Origin of the sequence: Streptomyces sp. NPDC127100, assembly GCF_042724095.1 — a bacterium.
GTDB lineage: Bacteria > Actinomycetota > Actinomycetes > Streptomycetales > Streptomycetaceae > Streptomyces.
Genome location: NZ_JBHXFL010000006.1, coordinates 1 through 22,688, shown reverse-complemented (window position 1 = coordinate 22,688; position 22,688 = coordinate 1). Strand labels below are relative to the sequence as shown.

The following is a 22,688-nucleotide window of genomic DNA, read 5'->3' as shown; positions in this document are numbered from 1 at the left end:
GGACCGGGGGCTCAGCGCTTGCCGAGCAGGTCCGCCGGGAAGGCGCCGGCACCGAGTGCCCTGCGCGCGAAGACCGCCCCCAGCTCCGTCAGACGTGCCACGCCCTCCGCGCCCAGGTGCGCGTACGGGGCGTCGTCCATCCGGTCCGTCTCGCGCTCGATGCCGTCGCGCAGGGCGACGCCCCGCTCGGTCAGCTCACCGGCGTCGTCGAGCACCCCGCGCTCCCGCAGCCGGTCCGACGCCGCGTCCCACTCCTCCTGGTTCCAGCCACGGGTGGTGAAGACCCACTTCGGCGTCATGCCCCGGCCGGTCGCGGTGTGCGTCACCAGCGCCTCCAGGCCGTCGAGGCCCGCGGCCAGCAGCGCGGCGACGTGCCCGTCGCCCCGGTGCTCGCGCAGCAGGGTCGCCGCGTGCCACAGCGCGAGGTGCGGATCGCCGGGCACGGGCAGGTCGGCGTGGGCCGAGTACAGCGGGCGTGCGCCGCGCGAGCAGCCCTCGGCGGCCCGGAGCGCCAGTCCGGCCGCCTCCGCCATCTCCGCGGACGCCACGGCCTCCTCGCCCAGCAGGCGGCGCAGGGTCGCGTCGACGGCACGCAGGCGGGCCTCCAGGACCTGAGCGGGCGTGACCGTCTCCCACACGGCGGGCACGTGCCGCGCCACCAGGTCGTGCTTGTAGTTGTAGAACGTCGCCGTCACGGCACCGGCCCCGACCGGACCGAGCGCGGCGGCGCGCACCGCGAAGTTGACGGCCCGCGGGTCGGTGACCCCGAGTGCCGCCAGCTCGCGGCCCACGTCGGGCGAGAAGTAGTGCGTCGAGTGCAGGGAGTTCAGCGCGTTGTGGCAGCGGCGGCCGGCACGGGCGTCGAGAGCGGCGGTTGTCATGCCGGGCAGGTTACCAACCGCTCAGTACGCCCTCCAGGGGTGCTGGAGGCACGGCAGGAAAGGTGGGGAACTCGTCATTGTGGTCATCGCGGGGCGGCCGAAGAATCGGCGGCATGGCGCAGCGCACCGTTCTCGTCGTCCTCTTCGACGACGTCCAGAGCCTCGATGTCACCGGCCCCGTGGAGGTCTTCGCGGGCGCCGAGACCCACACGCCCGGCACGTACCGCATCCGCACCGCCTCCCTGGACGGCGCTCCCGTGCGGACGTCCAGCGGCCTGACCGTCGTACCGGAACGAGCCCTCACCGAGGTGTCCGGCCCGCACACCCTGCTGGTCCCCGGCGGCCCCGGCACCCGGAAGCCGGACCCGCGCCTCATCGCGTGGCTGCGCACGCACGGGCCCCGCGCCCCGCGCCTGGTCTCCGTCTGCACCGGAGCCGGCCTGCTCGCCGCGGCCGGCCTGCTGGACGGCCGCCGCGCCACCACCCACTGGACCTACTGCGACCGGCTCGCCCGTGAGCACCCGGCCGTCGAGGTCGACCCCGACCCGATCTACGTCCGCGACGGCCACGTCGCCACGTCCGCCGGTGTCACCGCCGGCATCGACCTCGCGCTCGCCCTGGTGGAGGAGGACCTGGGCAGGGACGCCGCCCTCACCGTCGCCCGCCACCTGGTGGTCTTCCTGCGCCGGCCCGGCAACCAGGCACAGTTCAGCGCCCAGCTCGCCGCCCAGACCGCGCGCCGCGAACCGCTGCGCGAGGTTCAGCAGTGGATCACCGAGCACCCCACCGAGGATCTGAGCGTCGAGTCCCTCGCCGCCCGCGCGGCCCTGTCCCCGCGCCACTTCGCCCGCGCCTTCCAGGCCGAGACCGGTACGACGCCCGGCCGGTACGTCGACCGGGTGCGCCTGGAACACGCCCGCCGGCTGCTGGAGGACGGCGGCGACGGCATCGAGGAGATCTCCCGCGCCAGCGGCTACGGCACCCCGGAGGCCATGCGCCGCGCCTTCGTCAAGGCCCTCGGCACCTCACCGGCCGAGTACCGCCGCCGGTTCCGGCCCGCGGCCGCCCGCTGACGACCACCCCCGCCCACCGGATGAACACGAAGCCCACCAGTCCCCACGAAAGGCCACACGTGCAGATCGCCATCGTCCTCTTCGACCGCTTCACCGCCCTCGACGCCGTGGGCCCGTACGAGATCCTGAGCCGCATCCCGGACGCGGAGACCGTCTTCGCCGCCGAGCGGACCGGCCCCGTCCGCAACGACACGGGGAGTCTCGCGCTGACCGCCGACCGGACCCTCGCGGACGTACCGGCCCCGGACGTCGTCCTGGTGCCGGGCGGCCCCGGTCAGGAGGCGCAGATGGACAACGGGACCCTGCTGGACTGGCTGCGCGCCGCGGACGCCACCAGCACCTGGACCACCTCCGTCTGCTCCGGCTCCCTGCTGCTCGCCGCGGCGGGGCTGCTCACCGGCCGCCGCGCCACCTCGCACTGGCTGGCCCTGGAGCTGTTGAAGCGGTTCGGCGCCGAGCCGACCGGGGAGCGGGTGGTCACGGACGGCAAGTACGTCACCGCGGCCGGCGTCTCCTCCGGCATCGACATGGGCCTCGCCCTGGTAGGCCGGATCGCCGGAGACGAGCACGCCCAGGCGGTCCAGCTGCTGACCGAGTACGACCCGCAGCCGCCCTACGACGCCGGGTCCCCGCAGAAGGCTCCGGCGCGTCTCGTCGAGGAGTTCCGCACCGGGAGCCGCTTCATCCTGACGTAGGCACGCTCCAGCCGAACCGCGGCTGCCTGCGCTCCAGGAACGCGGCGACGCCCTCCGCGGTGTCGCCGCTGCCGCGTGCCTGCGCGGTCCAGTGCTCGTCGCGGTCGGTGCGGCCGCCCGCGAACTCCTTCGCCGCGGCCTGCGTCAGCTGCGAACGGGAGACCAGGACGCGGGTGAACTCGGCCACCCGCTTGTCGAGTTCCTCCCCCGGCAGCACCTCGTCGACCAGACCGGTGCGCAGCGCCCGCCCGGCGTCGATCAACTCGCCCGAGAACAGCAGGTACTTCGCGGTGGCCGGTCCCACCAGCGACACCAGCCGCCGGGTCGCCGACGCCGGATACACCACGCCCAGCTTCGCGGGGGTGACGCCGAACAGCGCCCCCTCCTCGGCGAACCGCAGGTCGCAGGCCGCCGCCAGCTGGGCGCCGCCGCCCACGCAGTGACCGCGGATCGCCGCCAGCGTGGGCTTGGGAAAGGCCGCGAGGGCCTCCTCGGCGCGCACGGCGAGCAGCTGCGCCTCCTCGGCGGACTCCCGCAGGGTCGAAATGTCGGCCCCGGCGCAGAACGTCGCGCCCTCACCGGTGAGCACCAGCGCCCGCACCGAGGGGTCGCCCGCCAGACCGCCGAGCAGCTCCGGCAGCGCCCGCCACATCGCGGCCGTCATGGCGTTGCGCTTGGCCGGGTGGTGGACGACGACGGTGGCCACCGAGTCGCGGACCCGGTGCAGCAGATGCGGCTCCATGCGCCGGATGCTATCCACCCGTGCCGGCGCTCCACGGAGCAGGTGTGCGCGGGACAGGAACGGTCCCACAACCGACCCGGTCATACGCCAACGGTCAGAACCGTTCGATAGTTGCTGACTTGTGTTCAGTTCCCTGGCGCGGAGGGGCGCGTTACCAACACTCTGAGTGTGGTGACAATCGAGCCCGAGGGCGGCGACCGGACGATGGACGAGACCGGGCCTCCGCAGCCGCTGCCGTACGAAGGCGTCTGGCGGTTCACCGCGCCCGCCGTCGACGCCTCGGTCCCGCAGGCCCGGCACGCCGTCCGGGACCTGCTGGTACGCCAGGGCGTACCGGTCTGCGACGACGTCGCCCAGGGTCTGCTGCTGATCGTCTCCGAGCTGGTCACGAACGCCGTCCGGCACGCGGCGGTGCTGTCGCCGACGCTCGCCGTGGAGGTCGCCGTCGGACCCGAATGGGTCCGGGTGTCCGTGGAGGACAGCCACCCCTACCGCCCGACCGCCCTGGAGACGGACCACGGCCGGACGGGCGGGCGCGGCCTGCTCCTGGTCCGGGAGATCACCCTCGAGGCGGGCGGGGCGTGCGACGTCGCTCACACGGCGAGCGGCGGCAAGGTGATCTGGGCCGCCCTGCCGCTCAAGCCCGCACCGCACTAGCGCGGGGCGCCCGGGCGCGCCCCGCGCCGGCGCCGCTCACCAGCCGGCGGAGGGGCCCGTCAGCTCGCGGACGGCGGGCCTGGCCGCGTCCAGCACCGTCATGAACCACGCCGAGAAGGTGTCCTTCGCGTGCCGTTCGGCCAGCTCGTCCGGGGTCACGAACGCCGTCCCGGCCACTTCCTCCGCGTCGGGCCGCACAGGTGCCTGCACCAGGCCGACGAACAGGTGGTTGTACTCCTGCTCGACCAGCCCCGAGGCCGGGTCCGGGTGGTTGTAGCGCACCGTGCCCGCCTCGGCGAGCAGCGACGGCGAGACACCGAGCTCCTCGAACGTCCGCCGGGCCGCGGCGGCGAACGGCGCCTCACCGGGGTAGGGGTGACCGCAGCAGGTGTTGGACCACACACCGGGGGAGTGGTACTTGCCCAGGGCCCGCTGCTGGAGCAGCAGCCGGCCGCGCTCGTCGAAGAGGAACACGGAGAAGGCGCGGTGCAGCCGTCCTGGTGGCTGGTGCGCGGCGAGCTTCTCCGCGGTACCGATCGTCACGCCGTTCTCGTCGACCAGTTCCAGCAAAATCGCGTCTGCGGTGCCGTTCGACGAACTGTGCGTCGCGGTGGCAGGAGTGATCGGCATACCCATCCTTCACATCGGTCCTCGCGCCCCAAGTGTGCCCCACGCGTTCGGTACACCCGGCACTTACCGGCACACCCGCATGTCCCGCGCGCTCGCGCGGGCCGCGGCCTTCACCGGTCGGACGCGCCGAGGGGGCCCGATGGAGGATCGTGCCCTGCGCCGCCCGCCCGGAACCGTCCGGGACGCGACCTCGGGGAGCGCCGGGGGAGCGGGGACGCGGGGACCGGCGGACGCCGGCGCCCCCCGGCGCACACCGCACCCGCCCACGCCCCCGGCCTCAGTGGCACAGCCGGGCCTCGTGCTCCGCGTGCCCGCCCGGCTCCAGCTGGAAGGTGCAGTGCTCCACGTCGAAGTGATCGCCCAGGCAGCCCTGCAGCTCGTGCAGCATCTTCTCGTGGCCGATCGTGCTCAGCGCCTCGCCGCTCACCACCACGTGCGCCGACAGGACGGGCATGCCCGACGTGATGGTCCACGCGTGCAGGTCGTGGACGTCCTCGACGCCGTCCAGCGCGAGTATGTGGGCGCGCACCTCGGCGATGTCCACGCTCTTGGGGGCCGCCTCCAGCAGCACGTCCAGCGTCTCCCGCAGCAGCCGCAGCGTGCGCGGCACGATCATCAGGCCGATCAGCAGGGAGGCGATCGGGTCGGCCGCCTGCCAGCCGGTGGCCAGGATCACCAGCGCCGAGACGATCACCGCCAGCGAGCCCAGCGCGTCCGCCGCCACCTCCAGGAAGGCACCGCGCACGTTCAGGCTGTCCTTCTGCCCCCGCATCAGCAGCGTCAGCGACACCATGTTCGCCACCAGGCCGATCACGCCGAAGACGACGGTCAGCCCGCCCGCGGTGCCGGCCGGTGTGATGAACCGCTCGATCGCCTCGTACAGGACGTACCCGCCGACCCCGAGCAGCAGCAGACAGTTCGCCAGGGCCGCGAGGATCTCCGCGCGGGCGTAGCCGAAGGTGCGCCGGTCGCTCGGCGGCCGGTTCGCGAAGTGGATCGCCAGCAGCGCCATGCCCAGCCCGAGCGCGTCCGTCGCCATGTGCGCCGCGTCGGCGACCAGCGCGAGGGAGTCGGCGAGCACACCGCCGACGATCTCGACGACCATGACGGTGAGCGTGATCGCCAGCGCACCCCGCAGCCTGCCGCGGTACGCGGCCGTCGCCGTCCCGCCGCCGTGCGCGCCGTGCGCGTGTCCGTGATCGTGCCCTGCCCCCATGAAGGCCGCCTCCCTGTGTCTGCGGATCCCCAGTCAACTACGGGTGGGGGGTATCAGGCAACGCGGCACTGAACACCGTTGTCATGTGCCCTGACCTGCGGAAACGTTACGCAGGTCAGCGCGCTGCCCGGATGCCGGAACGGCCCCGGAGTCCGCTCGCCCGCGGTCCGGTCTGACCCTCCGCGCACACCCCTCGACACTGCGCGATGCCCTTGATGTCCGTTTGGGGAGCGCGGTTTGTGGGGCGGGCCCCGGATCCCCGATGATGATCGCGGCTAAGGCGGGTGCAAGCGGCGTCGACCGACCGTGAAACGGGCGGTGAACACGGTGTTCCGGGCATCCGATAACCTCTGCCGACATGCCGCCCGGGTGCCCCAGGCACGGGCGCTCCACCATGCACAGGCCGGCGCGCTGGCGCCGGCACCAGGGAGTGAGTTCGGTTGTCGACCGCCATCCTCACCGGTCAGCCGGTCCCCGGTTCGTCCGTCGAGAGCGAGCTGCGGTCCCTCGGCTTCGAGGTTCGGCTCGCCTCCGACACGGCGGACGCCGAGACGCTGCTGGCCCAGGTACCGGGCGAGGAGCGGGTCGCCGTCGTCGACGCCCGCTTCGTGGGCCATCCGCACGCCCTGCGCCTCGGCCTCACCGACCCGCGCTTCCCGATCGCCGCGATCCCCGGCGCCGTGACCGCGCAGCCCGACGCCCGCCGGGCCCTCACCCGAGCGATGGCCCGGGAGAGCTCCTCGGCAGGGCGAGCCCCCGCGCGGGCCGGGGCGGACGTGGAGGTCGTCGACAGCCTCGCCGACCGGATCGTCTCCGCGCTCGACGCCGACGGCACCGACGTGCACCGGCCGGAGCTCGGCAGTCTCGTCGCCGTCGTGCCCACCGACCCGCAGGCCCGCAACGAGGCACGGCAGGCCGTGGCCTCCGTCGACGACGAGGCCGTACGCCTGAAGTCGGCGGTCAAGGCCCGCGACGGCTTCGTCACCACCTTCCTCATCAGCCCCTACTCCCGCTACATCGCCCGCTGGTGCGCGCGCCGCGGACTGACCCCCAACCAGGTCACCACCGCCTCGCTGCTCACCGCGCTCATAGCGGCGGCCTGCGCGGCCACCGGCACCCGCGGCGGCTTCGTCGCCGCCGGCGTCCTGCTGATCGCCTCCTTCGTGCTCGACTGCACCGACGGGCAGCTCGCCCGCTACTCCCTGCAGTACTCCACCCTCGGCGCCTGGCTGGACGCCACCTTCGACCGCGCCAAGGAGTACGCCTACTACGCGGGCCTCGCCCTCGGCGCCGCCCGCGGCGGCGGCCATGACGACGTATGGGCCCTCGCACTCGGCGCGATGGTCCTCCAGACCTGCCGGCACGTCGTGGACTTCTCCTTCAACGAGGCCAACCACGACGCCACCGCCAACACCAGCCCCACCGCGGCGCTCTCCGACAAGCTCGACAGCGTCGGCTGGACGGTCTGGGTGCGCCGCATGATCGTCCTGCCCATCGGCGAACGCTGGCTCATGATCGCCGTCCTGACCGCGGCCACCACCCCGAGGATCACCTTCTACGCGCTGCTGATCGGCTGCGCGTTCGCCGCGACGTACACCACGGCAGGCCGCGTCCTGCGCTCGCTCACCCGCAGGGCCACCCGGACCGACCGGGCGGCGAAGGCGCTCGCGGACCTCGCCGACTCCGGCCCGCTCGCCGAGGCCGTCGCCGCCGGCCTGCGCGGGCCCGCCCGCCGGCTGCCCGGCTCCACCGCCCCCGCGGTCGCCCTCCTCGGCGGCCTCGCCGTCGTCGCGACGGCCGCGTTCACCGATTTCGGCGGCCCGTGGCCGGCCGTCGCCGCGGCCGTCTACGTGCTGACGTCCGCGCTCGCCGTCGCCCGTCCCCTCAAGGGCGCCCTCGACTGGCTGGTCCCGCCCTTCCTGCGCGCCGCCGAGTACGGCACCGTCCTGGTGCTGGCGGCGAAAGCGGACGTGAACGGGGCGCTTCCGGCGGCTTTCGGGCTGGTGGCCGCGGTCGCCTACCATCACTACGACACGGTCTACCGCATCCGCGGCAACGCGGGTGCGCCCCCGCACTGGCTGGTGCGGGCGATCGGGGGGCACGAGGGCCGCACGCTGCTGGTCACGGTGCTGGCCGTGCTGCTCACCGCCTCCGCTCTCAAGGTCGCGCTCACGGTCCTCGCCGTGGCCGTCGCCCTCGTGGTGCTCGTCGAGAGCATCCGTTTCTGGGTCGCCGCCCACAAGGTCGGCGCACCCGCCGTACACGACGAAGGAGAACCCGCATGATCGGCCTCGTGCTGGCGGCCGGCGCCGGACGCCGTCTGCGCCCCTACACCGACACCCTGCCCAAGGCACTGGTCCCGGTCGGCCCCGAGGGCGCGGAGGACGACATCACGGTGCTGGACCTGACCCTGGGCAACTTCGCCGAGGTCGGCCTCACCGAGGTCGGGGTGATCGTCGGGTACCGCAAGGAGGCCGTGTACGAGCGCAAGGAGGCGCTGGAGCAGAAGTACGGCGTCAAGCTCACCCTCATCGACAACGACAAGGCCGAGGAGTGGAACAACGCCTACTCCCTGTGGTGCGGCCGTGACGCCCTCAAGGACGGCGTGATCCTCGCCAACGGCGACACCGTGCACCCGGTCTCCGTCGAGAAGACCCTGCTCGCCGCCCGCGGCGACGGCAAGCGGATCATCCTGGCGCTGGACACCGTGAAGTCCCTCGCCGAGGAGGAGATGAAGGTCGTCGTCGACCCCGACAAGGGCGTCCAGCGCATCACCAAGCTGATGGACCCGGCCGAGGCGACCGGCGAGTACATCGGCGTCACCCTCATCGAGGGCGAGGCCGCCGCGGAGCTGGCCGACGCGCTGAGGACCACCTTCGAGCGCGACCCGCAGCTGTACTACGAGGACGGCTACCAGGAGCTGGTCAACCGCGGCTTCCGGATCGACGTGGAGCCCATCGGCGACGTCAAGTGGGTCGAGATCGACAACCACGACGACCTCGCCAGGGGACGGGAGATCGCGTGCCAGTACTGACGAGGCTCATCCCGTCGCCGGTCGTCGTGGACATCCGCCCGGGTGCCCTCGACGACCTGGGCTGTGTGCTCGCCGACGAGCGCATCTCCCACTCGGGCAAGCTCGCCGTCGCGGTCAGCGGCGGCTCCGGTGCCCGGCTGCGCGAACGCGTCGCCCCGTCGCTGCCCGGCGCCGACTGGTACGAGGTCGGCGGCGGCACCCTCGACGACGCCATCAAGCTGGCCGGCGCCATGAAGGGCGGCCACTACGACGCGGTCGTCGGCCTCGGCGGCGGCAAGATCATCGACTGCGCCAAGTTCGCAGCGGCGCGCGTCGGCCTGCCGCTGGTCGCCGTGCCGACCAACCTCGCGCACGACGGCCTGTGCTCCCCGGTCGCCACCCTCGACAATGACGCGGGCCGCGGCTCCTACGGCGTGCCCAACCCGATCGCGGTCGTCATCGACTTGGACGTCATCCGCGCGGCGCCGGTGCGGTACGTGCGCGCCGGCATCGGCGACGCCGTCTCCAACGTCTCCGCGATCGCGGACTGGGAGCTGGCCAACCGCGTCAAGGGCGAGCGCATCGACGGCCTCGCCGCCGCGATGGCCCGCCAGGCCGGCGAGGCCGTGCTGCGGCACCCGGGCGGCGTCGGCGACAACGAGTTCCTCCAGGTGCTGGCGGAGGCCCTGGTGCTCAGCGGCATCGCCATGTCGGTGTCCGGCGACTCGCGCCCGTCCTCCGGCGCCTGCCACGAGATCAACCACGCCTTCGACCTGCTCTTCCCGCAGCGCGCGGCGGCCCACGGCGAGCAGTGCGGCCTGGGCGCGGCGTTCGCGATGTACCTGCGCGGTGCCCACGAGGAGTCGGTGTACATGGCCGGGGTCCTGCGCCGGCACGGACTGCCGGTGCTGCCCCAGGAGATCGGTTTCACCCCGGACGAGTTCGTCCGGGCCGTGGAGTTCGCGCCCCAGACCCGGCCCGGCCGCTACACGATCCTCGAACACCTCGACCTCACGACCGACCAGATCAAGGACATGTACGCCGACTATGTCAAGGCCATCGGTAGCTGAACTACGCCCGGTCGTCCATCCCGCGGGGGTCAAGGACCGGCGCAGCGGTGAGCACTGGGCGGGACGCCTCTACATGCGCGAGGTCTCGCTGCGGATCGACCGCTACCTGGTGAACACCAGGATCACACCCAACCAGCTCACGTACCTGATGACCGTCTGCGGCGTCCTCGCCGCCCCGGCGCTGCTGGTGCCCGGCATCACGGGCGCCGTGCTCGGCGTGGTGGCGGTCCAGCTGTACCTGCTGCTGGACTGCGTCGACGGCGAGATCGCGCGCTGGAAGAAGCAGTACTCGCTCGGCGGCGTCTACCTGGACCGCGTCGGTGCCTACCTCACCGACGCCGCGGTCCTCGTCGGGCTCGGCCTGCGCGCCGCCGACCTCTGGGGCACCGGCCGGATCGACTGGCTGTGGGCCTTCCTCGGCACCCTGGCCGCCCTCGGCGCCGTCCTGATCAAGGCCGAGACCGACCTGGTCGGCGTTGCCCGGCACCAGGCCGGGATGCCGCCGGTCGAGGAGGCCGCCTCCGAGCCGCGCTCCTCCGGCATGGCCCTGGCCCGCCGGGCCGCCGGTGCGCTCAAGTTCCACCGGCTGATCCTCGGCATCGAGGCGTCCCTGCTGATCCTCGTCCTCGCCGTCGTGGACGCGAGCCGCGGCGACCTGTTCTTCACCCGCCTCGGCACCGCCGTCCTGGCCGGCATCGCCCTCCTGCAGACCCTGCTGCACCTGGTGTCCGTCCTCGCCTCCAGCAGGCTGCGATGAGCGGGGCCCCGAAGGTCGGCGCGGTCGTCATCACCATGGGCAACCGCCCCGGGGAACTGCGCGCCCTGCTCGACTCGGTCGCCGGGCAGGACGGCGACCCGGTCGAGGTCGTCGTCGTCGGCAACGGCTCACCCGTCCCGGAGGTGCCCGCCGGCGTCCGCACCGTCGAGCTGCCCGAGAACCTGGGCATCCCCGGCGGCCGCAACGTCGGCATCGAGGCCTTCGGCCCCGGCGGCACCGACGTCGACATCCTGCTCTTCCTCGACGACGACGGACTGCTCGCCCGGACCGACACCGCCGAGCTGTGCCGCAAGGCGTTCACGGACGACCCGGAACTCGGCATCATCAGCTTCCGCATCGCCGACCCGGACACCGGCGAGACCCAGCGCCGGCACGTGCCGCGTCTGCGCGCCTCCGACCCGATGCGCTCCTCCCGGGTCACCACCTTCCTCGGCGGCGCCAACGCCGTCCGCACCCGCGTCCTCGCGGAGGTCGGCAACCTGCCGGACGAGTTCTTCTACGCCCACGAGGAGACCGACCTGGCCTGGCGGGCCCTCGACGCCGGCTGGATGATCGACTACCGGTCCGACATGGTGCTGTACCACCCGACGACGGCGCCCTCGCGGCACGCGGTCTACCACCGCATGGTCGCCCGCAACCGCGTCTGGCTCGCCCGCCGCAACCTCCCCGCGCTCCTCGTGCCCGTCTACCTCGGGGTGTGGCTGCTGCTCACGCTGCTGCGCCGTCCCTCGCGCCCGGCCCTGAAGGCCTGGTTCGGCGGTTTCCGGGAGGGCTGGGGAACCTCGTGCGGTCCTCGCCGGCCCATGAAGTGGCGTACGGTGTGGCGGCTGACCCGGCTGGGCCGGCCTCCGGTGATCTGACAAGCTCGTATCCGAGAGAACTCCGGCCGTCCGAGGCCGGCCGGCTCATGCCGGGCCCGCAGGGGCCACGCATCGACGAAGACGAAAGTTTCCACTAGTGAGTGAGACAACGCACGACGGCACGGTCGCGATGACCAGGCCCGTGTCGCCCGACGAGGGCCTCACGGCGGCACGGCTCGCCGCCAAGTACGGCCTGGCCGTGAGCGGCGCCCGGCCGTCCCTCGTCGAGTACGTCCGTCAGCTCTGGGGCCGGCGGCACTTCATCCTCGCCTTCTCGCAGGCGAAGCTGACCGCCCAGTACAGCCAGGCGAAGCTCGGCCAGGTGTGGCAGGTGGCCACCCCGCTGCTGAACGCGCTGGTCTACTACCTGATCTTCGGCCTGATCCTGGACGCGGGCAGGGGCATGCCGAAGGACGTGTACATCCCGTTCCTGGTGACGGGGATCTTCGTCTTCACCTTCACGCAGTCCTCGGCGATGGCCGGCGTCCGCGCGATCTCGGGCAACCTGGGCCTGGTGCGCGCCCTGCACTTCCCGCGCGCCTCGCTGCCGGTCTCCTTCGCGCTCCAGCAGCTCCAGCAGCTGCTCTTCTCGATGATCGTGCTCTTCATCGTGGCCGTGGCCTTCGGCAGCTATCCCACGCTGTCCTGGGTGCTGATCGTCCCGGCGCTCGCCCTGCAGTTCCTCTTCAACGCCGGTGTCGCGCTGATCGTGGCGCGGATGGGGGCCAAGACGCCGGACCTGGCGCAGCTGATGCCGTTCATCATGCGGACCTGGATGTACGCCTCCGGCGTCATGTTCTCCATCCCGGTCATGCTCAAGGACAAGCCGTCCTGGATCGCCGACGTGCTCCAGTGGAACCCGGCGGCCGTGTACATGGACCTGATGCGCTTCGCCCTGATCGACGGCTACGGCTCCGGCAACCTCCCGCCGCACGTGTGGGCGGTGGCGGCCGGCTGGGCCGTCCTCGCCGTGGCCGGCGGCTTCGTGTACTTCTGGAAGGCGGAGGAGAGGTACGGCCGTGGCTGAGCAGCAGCAGGACGAGCGGGTGCCCACGGTCATCGCGGAGGACGTCCACATCGTCTACCGCGTCAACGGGGCCAGGACCGGCAAGGGCAGCGCCACCGCGGCCCTCAGCCGCATCGTGGGGCGAGGCTCCGGCCGGGCGGAGCGGGGCGTGCGCAAGGTGCACGCCGTGCGGGGCGTCTCCTTCGTCGCCTACCGGGGCGAGGCCATCGGCCTGATCGGCTCCAACGGTTCCGGCAAGTCGACGCTGCTGCGGGCCATCGCCGGCCTGCTGCCCGCCGAGAAGGGCAAGGTCTACACCGACGGCCAGCCGTCCCTGCTCGGGGTGAACGCGGCCCTGATGAACGACCTGACCGGCGAGCGCAACGTCATCCTGGGCGGACTCGCCATGGGCATGAGCCGCGAGGAGATCAAGGCCCGCTACCAGGACATCGTCGACTTCTCCGGCATCAACGAGAAGGGCGACTTCATCACGCTGCCGATGCGCACCTACTCCTCCGGCATGGCCGCCCGGCTGCGCTTCTCCATCGCCGCCGCCAAGGACCACGACGTCCTCATGATCGACGAGGCCCTGGCCACCGGCGACCGCAAGTTCCAGACGCGCTCCGAGGAACGCATCCGCGAGCTGCGCAAGGAGGCCGGCACGGTCTTCCTGGTCAGCCACAACAACAAGTCCATCCGCGACACCTGCAACCGCGTCCTGTGGCTGGAACGCGGCGAACTGCGCATGGACGGGCCGACCGACGAGGTGCTCAAGGAGTACGAGAAGTTCACGGGCAAGTAGCCCGACACGCCCGGGGCCCCGCCGGAACTGTTCCGGCGGGGCCCCGCGTCTGCAAAGGAAGCGTCAACTCCTGTGCGGACAGGGAATCTTGGAGCCCGCCGGTGAGTTGTGGTGAGGCGGGGAAGACCCCGGCGGAGCTCGGTGAGTCGTACGACGTAAGCTGTACCGGTCCCCAAACGCGGCACATGGGGCCATAATGCCCGTCACCCTCGAGCGGGCCCGCCGCACGGGCGGCCGGGCGGCGTGTCCGAAATAGTGTGTATTGGGTCGGCAGTGTAGAACGGGAGATGTGACGGCAATGGCTACGGAAACTCCCCTGCTCCGCGGAGCGTGCGCCGTCCCCGTCCCGGGCAGCCGGCGATGACGGTGACCGCCACGGCGCACGCCGTGGACCCGGAACGCGCCACGCTCGACAAGGCCGCGGGCGAGAACTTCCCCGTGGCCCCCTTCTTCCTGCCCCGCGACTGGCGCACCGACCTCATGGCCGTCTACGGCTTCGCGCGCCTGGTCGACGACATCGGCGACGGCGACCTGGCCCCCGGCGGTGCCGACGCCCGCCTGCTCGGCGTCCCCGACGACGGCGCCGGCGACCGGCTGCTGATGCTGGACGCCTTCGAGGCCGACCTGCGCCGGGTCTTCGACGGCACGCCCCGCCACCCCCTGCTGCGGCGCCTGCAGCCCACCGTGCGCCGCCGCTCGCTCACCCCCGAGCCCTTCCTCGGTCTCATCGCCGCCAACCGCCAGGACCAGCTGGTCGGCCGGTACGAGACCTACGACGACCTCCTCGCCTACTGCGAGCTGTCCGCCAACCCGGTCGGCCGTCTCGTCCTCGCCGTCACCGGCACCTCCACACCCGAGCGGATCCGCCACTCCGACCGGATCTGCACGGCCCTGCAGATCGTCGAGCACCTCCAGGACGTCGCCGAGGACCTGACCCGGGACCGCGTCTACGTGCCCGCCGAGGACATGAAGCGCTTCCACGTCCAGGAGGCGGACCTCGCCGCGCCCACCGCGGGCGCGTCGGTGCGCGCCCTGATCGCCTTCGAGGCCGGCCGGGCCCGCGATCTGCTGGACGAGGGTTCCCCCCTGGTGGGCAGCGTCCACGGAAGGCTGAGGCTGCTGCTCGCGGGATTCGTGGCCGGGGGGAGGGCGGCCGTCGGGGCGATCGCCGCCGCCGGTCACGACGTACTTCCCGGCCCGCCCAAGCCCGGTAAGGTCCGGTTGCTGCGCGAGGTGGGCTCGACCCTGCGAGGAAAGGGGTGATCCGGACCGTGGAGTCGTCAGCACACGTGTCCGCTCCGGTACTCGCCGCGTACAGCTACTGCGAGACCGTCACCGGACAGCAGGCCCGGAACTTCGCCTACGGCATCCGGCTCCTGCCGACGCCCAAGCGCCGGGCGATGTCGGCGCTGTACGCCTTCTCGCGCCGCGTCGACGACATCGGCGACGGCGATCTGCCGGCCGACGTCAAGGTCGTCCGGTTGGAGGAGACCCGGGCGCTGCTCGGCCGCGTGCAGGAGGGCGCGGTCGGCGAGGACGACACCGACCCCGTGGCCGTGGCCCTGGCCCACGCCGCGCGGCGGTTCCCGATCCCGCTGGGCGGGCTGGACGAACTGATCGACGGCGTCCAGATGGACCTCAGGGGCGAGACCTACGAGACCTGGGACGATCTGAAGGTCTACTGCCGCTGCGTCGCCGGTGCCATCGGACGCCTCTCGCTCGGCGTCTTCGGCACCGGAGCGGGGGCGCACGGCGCCGAGCGCGCGCCCGAGTACGCCGACACGCTCGGGCTCGCGCTCCAGCTGACCAACATCCTCCGGGACGTCCGCGAGGACGCGGAGGACGGCCGCACCTATCTGCCCGCCGACGACCTCGCCAAGTTCGGCTGCTCGGCCGGGTTCGGGGGACCGACGCCACCGGAGGGCTCCGACTTCGCCGGCCTGGTGCACTTCGAGGTGCGCCGGGCCCGCGCCCTCTTCGCCGAGGGCTACCGGCTGCTCCCGATGCTCGACCGGCGCAGCGGTGCCTGCGTCGCCGCCATGGCCGGCATCTACCGCCGCCTCCTCGACCGCATCGAGCGCGACCCGGAGGCCGTGCTGCGCGGCAGGGTCTCGCTGCCCGGGCGGGAGAAGGCGTACGTCGCCGTGCGCGGGCTGTCCGGGCTGGACACCCGGCACGTGGCCCGGCGGGCCGTCAGGAGGCGCCCGTGAGGGGCGCACCGGCGCACGGCGGGTCTCCCGGCACCCGGCGGCGGGCAACCCTCGGGTGGCGGACGGCGTCCCTGACTGAGACGGTCGGCCGTACAGCGTTCACACACCACGGCGACCGGGCAGGAAAGGTGCACGATGACCCACGGCAACGGCATGCGTGACGACGGGCCCCTCGGGGACGTCTCCGCCGTCCCAGCCGGCAGACACGCCGTCGTGGTCGGCGGCGGACTCGCCGGTGTCACCGCCGCGCTCGCACTCGCCGACGCCGGGGTCCGCGTCACCCTTCTGGAGGGACGGCCGCGTCTGGGCGGGCTCGCCTTCTCCTTCCGGCGCGGCGAGCTGACCGTCGACAACGGGCAGCACGTCTACCTGCGCTGCTGCACCGCCTACCGCTGGTTCCTCGACCGCGTCGGCGGGACGGCGCTCGCGCCGGTGCAGGAACGTCTCGACGTGCCCGTCGTCGACCTGGCCAAGCCCGAGGGACGGCGCCTCGGCCGGCTGCGCCGCGACGCGCTGCCCGTGCCCCTGCACCTGGGGCGCAGCCTCGCCGCGTACCCGCACCTCTCGCTGGCCGACCGCGCCCGGGTCGGGCGGGCCGCCCTCGCGCTCAAGGGCCTCGACCCCGCCGATCCGGCGCTGGACGGCCAGGACTTCGGCAGCTGGTTGACCGCGCACGGTCAGTCGGCGCGTGCCGTCGAGGCCCTGTGGGACCTGGTCGGCGTCGCCACCCTCAACGCGGCCGCCGGCGACGCCTCGCTCGGGCTCGCCGCGATGGTGTTCAAGACCGGCCTGCTGTCCGACCCGGGCGCGGCCGACATCGGCTGGGCCCGCGTCCCCCTGGGCGAACTGCACGACGGGCTGGCCCGCAGGGCGCTCGACTCCGCGGGCGTCCGTACCGAGGTCCGTACACGCGTCACCTCCGTCCACAGGAACGGAGACGGGGAGTGGAGCGTTCAGGCCCCCGGCGAAACGCTCGCGGCGGACGCGGTCGTCCTCGCCGTACCGCAGCGCGAGGCGCACGGACTGCTGCCCCCGGGCGCGCTCGACGCCCCCGGAAACCTGCTGGAGATCGGCACCGCACCGATCCTCAACATCCATGTGCTCTACGACCGGCAGGTCCTCGCGGCGCCCTTCCTCACGGCCCTCGGCACCCCCGTGCAGTGGGTCTTCGACCGCACCGCGGCCTCCGGCCTGAAGGACGGTCAGTACCTGGCGCTGTCCCAGTCGACCGCGCAGGACGAGATCGACACGCCCGTGGCCACGCTGCGCGAGCGCTACCTGCCCGAACTCGAACGGCTGCTGCCGCGCGCCCGGGGCGCCGAGGTGAGGGACTTCTTCGTCACCCGGGAGCGCACCGCGACCTTCGCGCCGGCCCCCGGTGTCGGCCGGCTCAGGCCCGGCGCCCGCACCAAGGCACCCGGCCTGTACCTGGCCGGGGCGTGGACCGCCACCGGGTGGCCCGCGACCATGGAGAGTGCCGTCCGCAGCGGTGTCGGGGCGGCGGGAGCCGCGCTCGCCGCCCTGGGACGGTCCCGCGACCGACTCCCCGACTTCGAGGAGGCGGCATGAGAACCGATCCGCGTGGGACCGACTCCCGCACTCCCGGTACCGCAACTGGAGGAGAGACTGTGTCCACTGTGCCCCCGGCCCCGAAGGCCGATCGACGGACCACGGTGGACGTGGCCTCGCTCCTGGAGCGCGGCCGGGACCTGTCCACGCCGGTGCTGCGAGCGGCCGTCGAAAGCCTGGCACCCCCCATGGACACCGTCGCCGCCTACCACTTCGGCTGGATCGACGCCCAGGGCAACCCCGCGGACGGCGACGGCGGCAAGGCCGTCCGGCCCGCGCTCGCGCTGCTCTCCGCCGAGGTCACCGGCGCCGCGCCCGAGGTCGGGGTGCCCGGCGCGGTCGCCGTGGAGCTGGTGCACAACTTCTCCCTCCTGCACGACGACCTGATGGACGGCGACGAGCAGCGCCGCCACCGGGACACCGTCTGGAAGGTGCACGGCCCCGCCCAGGCCATCCTGGTCGGCGACGCCCTGTTCGCCCTGGCCAACGAGGTGCTGCTGGAGCTCGGCACCGTCGACGCGGGCCGCGCCACCCGCCGGCTGACCCGCGCGTCCCGCGCCCTGATCGACGGCCAGGCGCAGGACATCTCCTACGAGCACCGCGACCGGGTCAGCGTCGAGGAGTGCCTGGAGATGGAGGGCAACAAGACCGGCGCCCTGCTCGCCTGCGCCAGCTCCATCGGCGCGGTGCTCGGCGGCGCCGACGAGCGCACCGCCGACACCCTGGAGCGGTACGGCTACCACCTGGGCCTCGCCTTCCAGGCCGTCGACGACCTCCTCGGCATCTGGGGCGACCCGGACGCCACCGGCAAGCAGACCTGGAGCGACCTGCGCCAGCGCAAGAAGTCCCTGCCGGTCGTGGCCGCCCTGGACGCGGGCGGCCCCGCCTCCGAACGGCTCGGGGAGATCCTCGCCGCCGACGCCAAGAGCAGCGACTTCGCGAACTTCTCCGAGGAGGAGTTCGCGGCCCGCGCCGCCCTCATCGAGGAGGCGGGCGGACGCGAGTGGACCGCCGACGAGGCGCGCCGCCAGCACACCATCGCCATCGAAGCCCTCGACGCCGTCGACATGCCCGACCGGGTACGGGACCGGTTCACGGCGCTCGCCGACTTCGTCGTCGTACGAAAGAGATGATCACTATCGGTCGAATAGCCCTCGCGTAGTCGCCGGCCGGTGTCGCGGGAAGCGGAGCACCGGCCGACGGCGGACCCACAGCAGAAGCACCACCTGCACACTGCACGAAGGGGAAGCCATGACAGCGACGACCGACGGAAGCACCGGGGCGACCCTCCCGTCCCGCGCAGCCGCGGCCAGCGAAACAGCCGACATCACGAGCCCCGCCGCGGCGGCCGGGGTACACCAAGCCGCCGTCCGCGCGACCCAGCGCGCCACCGACTTCCTGCTCTCCCTGCAGGACGCCGAGGGCTGGTGGAAGGGCGACCTCGAGACCAACGTCACGATGGACGCCGAGGACCTGCTCCTGCGTCAGTTCCTCGGCATCCGGGACGCGGAGACCACCCGCGCCGCGGCTCTCTTCATCCGCGGCGAGCAGCGCGAGGACGGCACCTGGGCCACCTTCCACGGCGGCCCCGGAGACCTGTCCGCGACCGTCGAGGCCTACGTCGCCCTCCGCCTGGCAGGCGACGCACCCGACGCCCCGCACATGGCGAAGGCCGCGGAATGGGTCCGGGCCCGGGGCGGCATCGCCGCCTCCCGCGTCTTCACCCGGATCTGGCTGGCCCTGTTCGGCTGGTGGAAGTGGGACGACCTGCCCGAACTCCCGCCGGAGCTGATCTACTTCCCGACCTGGGTGCCGCTGAACATCTACGACTTCGGCTGCTGGGCCCGGCAGACCATCGTGCCGCTGACCGTCGTCTCGGCGAAGCGGCCGGTGCGCCCGGCGCCGTTCCCGCTCGACGAACTGCACACCGACCCGGGCCGGCCCAACCCGCCCCGCCCCCTGGCACCGGCGGCGAGCTGGGACGGCCTCTTCCAGCGCCTCGACAAGGCGCTGCACGTCTACCGCAGGGTGGCGCCGAAACGCCTGCGCCGGGCCGCGATGAACACGGCCGCCCGCTGGATCGTCGAACGGCAGGAGAACGACGGCTGCTGGGGCGGTATCCAGCCCCCGGCCGTGTACTCGGTCATCGCCCTCCACCTCCTCGGCTACGACCTCGGGCACCCCGTCATGCGGGCCGGCCTGGAGTCCCTGGACCGCTTCGCCGTGTGGCGCGAGGACGGGGCCCGGATGATCGAGGCCTGCCAGTCCCCGGTCTGGGACACCTGTCTGGCGACCATCGCGCTCGCCGACGCCGGGGTGCCCGCGGACCATCCGCAGCTGGTGAAGGCCGCGGACTGGATGCTCGGCGAGCAGGTCGTGCGTCCCGGCGACTGGTCGGTGAAGCGGCCCGGTCTTCCGCCCGGCGGCTGGGCCTTCGAGTTCCACAACGACAACTACCCCGACATCGACGACACCGCCGAGGTCGTCCTCGCCCTGCGCCGCGTCCGGCACCACGACGCCGAGCGCACGGAGAAGGCCATCGCGCGCGGGGTGCGCTGGAACCTCGGCATGCAGTCGAGGAACGGCGCCTGGGGCGCCTTCGACGTCGACAACACCAGCGCCTTCCCCAACCGCCTGCCGTTCTGCGACTTCGGCGAGGTGATCGACCCGCCGTCCGCGGACGTCACCGCGCACGTCGTGGAGATGCTCGCGGTCGAGGGCCTCGCCCACGACCCGCGCACCCGGCGCGGCATCGAGTGGCTGCTCGCCGAGCAGGAGGCGGACGGCTCCTGGTTCGGCCGCTGGGGCGTCAACTACGTCTACGGCACAGGCTCCGTCGTCCCCGCCCTGACCGCCGCGGGCATCCCCGCCTCGCACCCGGCCGTCCGCCGCGCGGTGACCTGGCTGGAGTCCGTCCAGAACGACGACGGCGGCTGGGGCGAGGACCTGCGCTCCTACCGCCACGTCAGGGAGTGGAGCGGCAGGGGCGCCTCCACCGCCTCCCAGACGGCCTGGGCGCTGATGGCCCTGCTGGCGGCGGGGGAGCGGGACTCCAAGGCCGTCGAGCGCGGCATCGGGTGGCTCGCCGCCACCCAGCGGGAGGACGGATCCTGGGACGAGCCGTACTTCACCGGCACCGGCTTCCCCTGGGACTTCTCCATCAACTACCACCTCTACCGGCAGGTGTTCCCGCTCACCGCGCTCGGCCGGTACGTCCACGGCGAGCCCTTCGCCAAGGCGCCCCGCACGGTCCAGGCGTTCGCCGAGTCGCTGTCAGAGGCGAAGGGGAGCTGATGAGCGCCCAGCCCGGACCGGCCCCGCTGCTGATCGCCTGCGCGCTCGGCATCGAGCACCTCGCCCTGCGCGCCGGCGACCGCGGCGGGGCCGGGGGGCCGGTCACGGTCCTGCGCACCGGCATGGGACCGAAGGCGGCCGAACGCTCCGTCGCCCGGGTCCTGGCCGGCCCGGGGTTCGGCGACGCCGCCGTGCTGGCCACGGGCTTCTGCGCGGGACTCGCCCCCGGGATGCACCCCGGCGACCTGGTCGTCGCCGAGGAGACCCGGGACCCGCGGGGCACGGTCGGGTGCGCCGGCACCGACCGGCTCGTCAAGGAACTGGTGCGCGCCGTGCCCGGCCGCACCGTACATACCGGGCCGCTGACCGGCTCGGACCACGTCGTGCGCGGTCCCGAGCGCGCCGACCTGCTCGCGACCGGCGCGATCGCCGTCGACATGGAGTCCGCCGCCACGCTCCTGAGCGCCGTCCGCGCGGGCCCGCGCCCCGTTGCGGCCGTCCGGGTGGTCGTGGACGCTCCCGAACACGAACTCGTCCGGATCGGCACCGTGCGCGGTGGAATATCGGCTTTCCGCGTCCTTCGGTCCGTACTTCCCGCGTTTTTCGAATGGCACCGTTCTTTGCCGCTCCCCAGGAGGTGAGCCCAGATGGCCATGCCGCTGCGTCAGTCCATCAAGGTCGCTACATACTTGGCCGAACAGAAGCTCCGGCGGCGGGACAAGTTCCCGCTGATCGTGGAGCTGGAGCCGTTGTTCGCCTGCAATCTCAAGTGCGAGGGATGCGGCAAGATCCAGCACCCGGCCGGTGTGCTCAAGCAGCGCATGCCGGTCGCGCAGGCGGTGGGGGCGGTGCTCGAATCCGGGGCGCCGATGGTCTCCATCGCCGGCGGCGAGCCGCTCATGCACCCGCAGATCGACGAGATCGTCCGCCAGCTGGTGGCCAAGCGGAAGTACGTCTTCTTGTGCACCAACGCCCTGCTCATGCGCAAGAAGATGGACAAGTTCACTCCCTCGCCGTACTTCGCGTTCGCGGTGCACATCGACGGGCTGCGCGAGCGGCACGACGAGTCCGTGGCGAAGGAGGGGGTGTTCGACGAGGCCGTCGAGGCCATCAAGGAGGCCAAGCGGCGCGGCTTCCGGGTCACCACCAACTCGACCTTCTTCAACACCGACACCCCGCAGACCATCGTCGAGGTGCTCAACTTCCTCAACGACGACCTCAAGGTCGACGAGATGATGATCTCGCCCGCCTACGCCTACGAGAAGGCGCCCGACCAGGAGCACTTCCTGGGCGTGGAGCAGACCCGCGAGCTGTTCAAGAAGGCCTTCTCGGGCGGCAACCGGGCCCGCTGGCGGCTCAACCACTCCCCGCTGTTCCTCGACTTCCTCGAGGGCAAGGTCGACTTCCCCTGCACCGCCTGGGCGATCCCGAACTACTCCCTCTTCGGCTGGCAGCGTCCCTGCTACCTGATGAGCGACGGGTACGTCCCCACGTACCGGGAGCTGATCGAGGACACCGACTGGGACAAGTACGGCCGCGGCAAGGACCCGCGCTGCGCCAACTGCATGGCGCACTGCGGCTACGAGCCCACCGCCGTCCTGGCCACCATGGGCTCGCTCAAGGAGTCCCTGCGGGCCATGCGGGAGACGGTCTCCGGGAACCGGGACTGAGGGCGTGACCGCCGTCTCCCTGGGCGTCCCCGGGGTACCGGTCCGGCCGATCGCCGAGCGGCGCGAGTCGCGGCGGATCCAGGTCGGGCCGGTGGCGGTCGGGGGCGGGGCCCCGGTGTCGGTGCAGTCGATGACGACGACCCGTACGTCCGACATCGGCGCGACCCTCCAGCAGATCGCCGAGCTGACGGCCTCCGGCTGCCAGATCGTGCGTGTGGCGTGCCCCACGCAGGACGACGCCGACGCCCTGCCGGTGATCGCGAAGAAGTCGCAGATCCCGGTGATCGCCGACATCCACTTCCAGCCGAAGTACGTCTTCGCCGCCATCGAGGCGGGCTGCGCCGCGGTCCGTGTGAACCCGGGCAACATCAAGCAGTTCGACGACAAGGTCAAGGAGATCGCCCGGGCGGCGAAGGACCACGGCACGCCGATCCGCATCGGCGTGAACGCGGGCTCCCTGGACCGGCGCCTGCTGCAGAAGTACGGCAGGGCGACCCCCGAGGCGCTCGCCGAGTCCGCCCT

23 protein-coding genes are annotated in these 22,688 nt (G+C 72.7%); 19 read left to right on the top strand and 4 right to left on the bottom strand.

The genetic code is table 11. The features are described 5' to 3' along the window. Positions 1-11: 11 nt before the first annotated feature. The gene (locus tag ACFWJB_RS09205) at positions 12-881 is read right to left on the bottom strand and encodes a hypothetical protein (protein WP_385467350.1); all 870 of its coding nucleotides are present in this window, start codon (positions 879-881) and stop codon (positions 12-14) included. A 113-nt stretch (positions 882-994) separates the two neighbouring features. Between ACFWJB_RS09205 and ACFWJB_RS09200 the strand changes: the two genes are divergently transcribed. Both ACFWJB_RS09200 and ACFWJB_RS09195 read left to right on the top strand, forming a co-directional pair. Beyond that, the gene (locus ACFWJB_RS09200; protein WP_385467353.1) at positions 995-1,954 is read left to right on the top strand and encodes a GlxA family transcriptional regulator; all 960 of its coding nucleotides are present in this window, start codon (positions 995-997) and stop codon (positions 1,952-1,954) included. 59 nt (positions 1,955-2,013) lie between these two features. Beyond that, complete coding sequence (locus tag ACFWJB_RS09195; protein WP_385467356.1) at positions 2,014-2,649, top strand: DJ-1/PfpI family protein; 636 nt, start codon at positions 2,014-2,016, stop codon at positions 2,647-2,649. On the opposite strand, the gene ACFWJB_RS09190 is transcribed toward ACFWJB_RS09195, so the two are convergent. Further along, complete coding sequence (locus ACFWJB_RS09190) at positions 2,636-3,391, bottom strand: enoyl-CoA hydratase/isomerase family protein (protein WP_386921248.1); 756 nt, start codon at positions 3,389-3,391, stop codon at positions 2,636-2,638. The two genes, ACFWJB_RS09195 and ACFWJB_RS09190, sit on opposite strands and share 14 nt — an antisense overlap. Before the next feature lie 204 nt (positions 3,392-3,595). Here ACFWJB_RS09190 and ACFWJB_RS09185 point away from each other — a divergent pair, with 204 nt between their 5' ends. Then, positions 3,596-4,048, top strand: a complete 453-nt coding sequence (locus ACFWJB_RS09185) for an ATP-binding protein (protein ID WP_385467398.1) — start codon at positions 3,596-3,598, stop codon at positions 4,046-4,048. 36 nt (positions 4,049-4,084) lie between these two features. Here ACFWJB_RS09185 and idi read toward each other — a convergent pair whose 3' ends face one another. Further along, entirely contained in the window at positions 4,085-4,678 is a 594-nt protein-coding gene (idi, locus tag ACFWJB_RS09180; protein WP_385467361.1) for an isopentenyl-diphosphate Delta-isomerase, read from the bottom strand. Between the two features lie 277 nt (positions 4,679-4,955). Then, positions 4,956-5,894: a cation diffusion facilitator family transporter gene (locus ACFWJB_RS09175; RefSeq protein WP_386921246.1), complete on the bottom strand. Its 939-nt coding sequence runs from the start codon at positions 5,892-5,894 to the stop codon at positions 4,956-4,958. Positions 5,895-6,334: 440 nt separating this feature from the next. Between ACFWJB_RS09175 and ACFWJB_RS09170 the strand changes: the two genes are divergently transcribed. The 16 genes from ACFWJB_RS09170 to ACFWJB_RS09095 form a co-directional block, all read left to right on the top strand. Beyond that, the gene (locus ACFWJB_RS09170) at positions 6,335-8,179 is read left to right on the top strand and encodes a DUF5941 domain-containing protein (protein ID WP_386921244.1); all 1,845 of its coding nucleotides are present in this window, start codon (positions 6,335-6,337) and stop codon (positions 8,177-8,179) included. Beyond that, positions 8,176-8,928, top strand: coding sequence for a sugar phosphate nucleotidyltransferase (locus ACFWJB_RS09165; protein ID WP_386921242.1), 753 nt, complete (start codon positions 8,176-8,178; stop codon positions 8,926-8,928). The genes ACFWJB_RS09170 and ACFWJB_RS09165 overlap by 4 nt, the downstream gene beginning before the upstream one ends. Further along, positions 8,916-9,977, top strand: coding sequence for an iron-containing alcohol dehydrogenase family protein (locus tag ACFWJB_RS09160; protein ID WP_385467372.1), 1,062 nt, complete (start codon positions 8,916-8,918; stop codon positions 9,975-9,977). Before ACFWJB_RS09165 ends, ACFWJB_RS09160 begins: the two co-directional genes overlap by 13 nt. Then, entirely contained in the window at positions 9,955-10,734 is a 780-nt protein-coding gene (locus ACFWJB_RS09155; protein ID WP_386921240.1) for a CDP-alcohol phosphatidyltransferase family protein, read from the top strand. Before ACFWJB_RS09160 ends, ACFWJB_RS09155 begins: the two co-directional genes overlap by 23 nt. After that, positions 10,731-11,615 (top strand): glycosyltransferase family 2 protein, encoded by an 885-nt coding sequence (locus ACFWJB_RS09150; protein WP_386921238.1) that lies wholly within the window; start codon positions 10,731-10,733, stop codon positions 11,613-11,615. The genes ACFWJB_RS09155 and ACFWJB_RS09150 overlap by 4 nt, the downstream gene beginning before the upstream one ends. A gap of 97 nt (positions 11,616-11,712) precedes the next feature. Then, positions 11,713-12,642 carry an ABC transporter permease gene (locus ACFWJB_RS09145; protein WP_385467380.1) on the top strand — a complete coding sequence of 310 codons (930 nt, stop codon included), beginning with the start codon at positions 11,713-11,715 and terminating at the stop codon, positions 12,640-12,642. Beyond that, positions 12,635-13,423: an ABC transporter ATP-binding protein gene (locus tag ACFWJB_RS09140; protein ID WP_385467383.1), complete on the top strand. Its 789-nt coding sequence runs from the start codon at positions 12,635-12,637 to the stop codon at positions 13,421-13,423. Before ACFWJB_RS09145 ends, ACFWJB_RS09140 begins: the two co-directional genes overlap by 8 nt. A gap of 360 nt (positions 13,424-13,783) precedes the next feature. After that, positions 13,784-14,686 carry a squalene synthase HpnC gene (gene hpnC, locus ACFWJB_RS09135; protein WP_385467386.1) on the top strand — a complete coding sequence of 301 codons (903 nt, stop codon included), beginning with the start codon at positions 13,784-13,786 and terminating at the stop codon, positions 14,684-14,686. Next, positions 14,683-15,633 (top strand): presqualene diphosphate synthase HpnD, encoded by a 951-nt coding sequence (gene hpnD, locus ACFWJB_RS09130; protein WP_385467389.1) that lies wholly within the window; start codon positions 14,683-14,685, stop codon positions 15,631-15,633. Before hpnC ends, hpnD begins: the two co-directional genes overlap by 4 nt. Continuing rightward, the gene (locus tag ACFWJB_RS09125) at positions 15,630-15,794 is read left to right on the top strand and encodes a DUF6380 family protein (protein ID WP_385467392.1); all 165 of its coding nucleotides are present in this window, start codon (positions 15,630-15,632) and stop codon (positions 15,792-15,794) included. The genes hpnD and ACFWJB_RS09125 overlap by 4 nt, the downstream gene beginning before the upstream one ends. After that, positions 15,769-17,202 carry a hydroxysqualene dehydroxylase HpnE gene (gene hpnE / locus ACFWJB_RS09120; RefSeq protein WP_385467395.1) on the top strand — a complete coding sequence of 478 codons (1,434 nt, stop codon included), beginning with the start codon at positions 15,769-15,771 and terminating at the stop codon, positions 17,200-17,202. Before ACFWJB_RS09125 ends, hpnE begins: the two co-directional genes overlap by 26 nt. A gap of 68 nt (positions 17,203-17,270) precedes the next feature. Then, positions 17,271-18,335, top strand: coding sequence for a polyprenyl synthetase family protein (locus ACFWJB_RS09115; RefSeq protein WP_386921468.1), 1,065 nt, complete (start codon positions 17,271-17,273; stop codon positions 18,333-18,335). A gap of 118 nt (positions 18,336-18,453) precedes the next feature. After that, a complete protein-coding gene (gene shc / locus ACFWJB_RS09110) occupies positions 18,454-20,496 on the top strand; it encodes a squalene--hopene cyclase (protein WP_386921234.1) in 2,043 nt (680 codons plus the stop codon). Continuing rightward, the gene (locus ACFWJB_RS09105; protein WP_385473428.1) at positions 20,496-21,137 is read left to right on the top strand and encodes a 1-hydroxy-2-methyl-2-butenyl 4-diphosphate reductase; all 642 of its coding nucleotides are present in this window, start codon (positions 20,496-20,498) and stop codon (positions 21,135-21,137) included. Before shc ends, ACFWJB_RS09105 begins: the two co-directional genes overlap by 1 nt. 6 nt (positions 21,138-21,143) lie before the next feature. Next, complete coding sequence (gene hpnH / locus ACFWJB_RS09100; RefSeq protein WP_385473431.1) at positions 21,144-22,166, top strand: adenosyl-hopene transferase HpnH; 1,023 nt, start codon at positions 21,144-21,146, stop codon at positions 22,164-22,166. 4 nt (positions 22,167-22,170) lie between these two features. Further along, on the top strand, positions 22,171-22,688 hold a 518-nt coding region (locus ACFWJB_RS09095), incomplete at its 3' end, for a flavodoxin-dependent (E)-4-hydroxy-3-methylbut-2-enyl-diphosphate synthase (RefSeq protein WP_386921231.1).